Source organism: Mesorhizobium sp. M7A.F.Ca.CA.004.06.1.1, assembly GCF_003999135.1.
Classification (GTDB): domain Bacteria; phylum Pseudomonadota; class Alphaproteobacteria; order Rhizobiales; family Rhizobiaceae; genus Mesorhizobium.
The window spans coordinates 1-3,715 of the sequence record NZ_RZPQ01000592.1 but is presented as its reverse complement, the minus strand read 5'-3'; the positions used below and the strand labels follow the sequence as shown (position 1 = coordinate 3,715).

Here is a 3,715-nt window from a genome sequence, read left to right as displayed (position 1 = left end):
CTCGACAAGGCCGAATTCCGCATCGTGCCCGATGCCGCGGCCTATGTGCCGGCCCTGCTTTCCGGCGACATCCAGGCTTTCCCGTTCTTCGATGCCGACAGCCTCGCGCAGATCAAGGACGATCCGCGCTTCAAGGTGGTGATCGGCTCGACCGAGGGTGAGACCATCCTGTCGATCAACAACAAGAAGCCTCCTTTCGACAAGTTGCAGGTGAGGCAGGCGATCTCCTACGCGCTCGATCGCAAGGCGATCATCGACGGCGCCTCGGCCGGCCTCGGCCAGCCGATCGGCTCGCACATGTCGCCGGCCAGCAAGGATTATGTCGACCTCACCGGCCGCTACCAGCATGATGTCGCCAAGGCCAAGGAATTGCTGAAAGAGGCAGGCCTCGAAAACGGCTTCAAGGCGACGCTGAAACTGCCGCCGCCCGCCTATGCCCGCCTCGGTGGCGAAATCATAGCCTCACAACTTCGCGACGTCGGCATCGATCTGGAGATCATCCCGGTCGAATGGGCGCAGTGGCTGGATCAGGTGTTCACCAAGAAGGATTACGACCTGACCATCGTCTCCCACACCGAGCCCAACGACATCGATATCTATTCGCGCAAGGACTATTACTTCAACTACGACAACCCGGCCTTCGACAAGGTGATTGCCGATCTCGGCGTCACCTCCGACGAAGCCAAGCGCAAGGAATTGCTGGGGCAGGCACAGAAGATCCTGGCGGACGATGCCGTGGTCGGCTTCCTCTACGAACTGCCCAAGGTCGGCGTCTGGGACGCCAAGCTGCAAGGCCTGTGGGAAAACGCCCCGATCCAGGCCAATGATTTGACCAAGGTGAAGTGGAGCGAGTGATCCCCCACCTTCCATGACCGCCTACCTCCTAAAACGCTTCGCCGTCGCGCTCGCCACGCTGGTGCTGGCTTCCATGGTGGTGTTCGCCGTCCTGGAGATCCTGCCCGGCGATCCGGCGCGGCTGATGCTGGGCCTGAACGCCAGTGCCGATCAGGTCGAGCTGCTGCGCAACCAGATGGGCCTCAACGCGCCGCTGGCCTTGCGCTACCTGCAATGGGCCGGCGGCCTGCTCAGTCTCGATTTCGGCCGCTCCTACACCTATTCGGTGCCGGTCATCGATCTGGTGCGCGAGCGGCTTGCCGTCTCGCTGCCGCTGGCGCTGATTGCGCTTGCGCTCTCCACCATCATCGCGATTCCCGTTGGCCTGTTTTCCGCCAGCCGGCGTGGACGCGCCGGTGACACGATTTCCATGGGCGCCGCACAGCTTGGCGTTGCCGTGCCCAATTTCTGGTTCGCGCTGATGCTGATCTATGTCTTCGCCGTCTGGCTGCGGCTGGTCCCCGCCGGTGGGTTTCCCGGCTGGAGTGCTGGCATCTGGCCAGCCTTGAAATCGCTGCTGCTGCCGGCGGTCGCACTTGCCTTGCCGCAAGCCGCGATCCTGGCGCGCGTCACCCGCTCGGCGCTGATCGAGGTGCTGAACGAGGACTATATCCGCACCGCCCGCGCCAAGGGCCTGCCCTATCGCGCAGTCTTGTGGCGGCATGCACTGCGCAACGCCATGATCCCGGTGCTGACCATTCTGGGCCTGCAGTTTGCCTTCCTGCTTGCCGGCACCATCATCATTGAGAATGTCTTTTACCTGCCCGGCCTCGGCAGGCTGGTGTTCCAGGCCATCACCCAGCGCGATCTGATCGTCGTCGAAAGCGTCGTCATGCTGCTGGTCGCCGCCGTCATCGCCGTCAACCTCCTCGTCGACCTTTCCTATGCGGTTGTCGATCCGCGCTTGAGAAGCCGGCAATGACACTGCAAATCGAGATGTCAGAAGAGACGTTTGGCAACATCCTGGGCAAGGCGTTCAGGAATACCGCCTTCGTGGCCGGTTTCGTCATCACGCTGCTGATCCTGGCAATGGCTGTAGTCTCTTATGGCTGGACGCCCTACGACGTCACCAAACTGGTGATATCGGACAAGACGCAGGCACCCTCGCTGGCGCACTGGTTCGGCACCGACCATTTCGGCCGCGACATTCTGTCGATGGTCATGGTCGGGGCCCGCAATTCGATTGCCGTGGCGCTGGTCGCGGTCGGCATCGGCATGGGGGTCGGCGTGCCGCTCGGCGCCTTTGCGGCGGCACGCGGCGGCCTCGTCGACGAGGCACTGATGCGGCTGAACGACCTCGTCTTCGCCTTCCCGGCTTTGCTGTCGGCGATCATGATCACCGCCATCTTCGGGCCAGGCGCGATCAACGCCATCATCGCCATCGGCATCTTCAACATCCCGGTCTTTGCCCGTGTCGCCCGGGCCGGCGCGCTGGCGATCTGGCCGCGCGAGTTCATTCTGGCCGCGCGCGCCGCCGGCAAGAGCAGCACGCAGATCACAATCGAACATGTGCTGCCCAACATCGCCACGCTGCTCCTGGTGCAAGGCACCATCCAGTTCGCGCTGGGCATCCTAGCCGAGGCCGGGCTTTCCTATCTCGGCCTTGGCGCGCAACCGCCAATGCCGAGCTGGGGCCGCATGCTGTTCGACGCGCAGACCCGCATGGTGGTGGCGCCATGGATGGCGATCTTTCCGGGCATGGCGATCGTTGTCGCCGTGCTGGGGCTGAACCTCCTGGGCGACGGCATCGCCGACATCCTCGATCCGAAATCGCGGCGGCAGCGATGAGCCTGCTCGACATCGAGAACCTGTCGCTGACCATCGGCGACACGCAGATCCTTAAAGGAATGGAGCTTTCCGTCGCGCCCGGCGAGGTGATGGGTTTGGTCGGCGAATCCGGCTCGGGCAAGTCGATGACCGCGCTGACGGTGATGCAGCTTCTGCCCCATGCCGCGCGCGCCACCGGACGCGTCACATTCGACGGCATCGACATCCTCGCGGCAACCGAGGATCAGATGTGCGCGCTGCGCGGCGACGACATCGGCATGGTCTTCCAGGAGCCGATGACGGCGCTCAATCCGGTCAAGACCATCGGCGAACAGGTTGCCGAAGGCATACGCTGGCACACCAAGGCCAGCCGCGCCGAGGCCGAAGACCGGGCGCGAAAAATGCTCGACCGCGTCGGCCTCCCCGAAGCGAAATTCCCAATGTCGCGCTATCCGCATGAACTGTCCGGTGGCCAGCGCCAGCGCGTCGTCATCGCCATCGCCTGCGCGCTGAAGCCGAAGCTGCTGGTCGCCGACGAGCCGACGACGGCGCTCGACGTGGTGCTGCAGGCGCAGATCCTCGACCTCTTGCGCGACCTCGTCGCCGAGAGCCGCATGGGCCTGCTCCTGATCTCGCACGACCTCGCCGTGGTGACCGAGATGGCGGACCGCATCACTATCCTGCGCCGCGGCGAGGTTATGGAAGCCGGCGACACTGCGCGCACGCTGTCCGAACAGTTCCATCCCTACACGCGCCAGCTGGCGCAGGCCTCGATGCATGTGCCGGCGCGCGCCAGGCCGCATGGCATCGAGACGAGCCGACCTTTGCTTCAGGTCGAAAGCGTGACACGCGACTATCCCGGACGGCGCACCTCATTGTTCAAACGCGCGCCTGGCATCCGCGCCGTCGACGATGTCTCGCTGTCGATGGCGCCGGGTCAGTCAGTGGCGCTGGTCGGCAGATCCGGCTGCGGCAAGTCAACGCTCGCCCGCATGATCCTGGCGCTGGATCGGCCGACATCGGGCTCGATCCGGTTTCGCGGCGAGACCATCAC

4 protein-coding genes are annotated in these 3,715 nt (G+C 64.3%); all 4 read left to right on the top strand.

The window, feature by feature from the left end:
- On the top strand, window positions 1–855 hold an 855-nt coding region (locus EN906_RS26425; RefSeq protein WP_245484337.1), incomplete at its 5' end, for an ABC transporter substrate-binding protein.
- Window positions 856–868: 13 nt separating this feature from the next.
- Complete coding sequence (locus EN906_RS26420; RefSeq protein WP_127269831.1) at window positions 869–1,816, top strand: ABC transporter permease; 948 nt, start codon at window positions 869–871, stop codon at window positions 1,814–1,816.
- Window positions 1,813–2,682, top strand: coding sequence for an ABC transporter permease (locus tag EN906_RS26415; protein WP_127269829.1), 870 nt, complete (start codon window positions 1,813–1,815; stop codon window positions 2,680–2,682). Before EN906_RS26420 ends, EN906_RS26415 begins: the two co-directional genes overlap by 4 nt.
- Window positions 2,679–3,715, top strand: a 1,037-nt coding sequence (locus tag EN906_RS26410) for an ATP-binding cassette domain-containing protein (RefSeq protein WP_164777369.1), incomplete at its 3' end; no start/stop codon positions are given. The genes EN906_RS26415 and EN906_RS26410, both read left to right, overlap by 4 nt.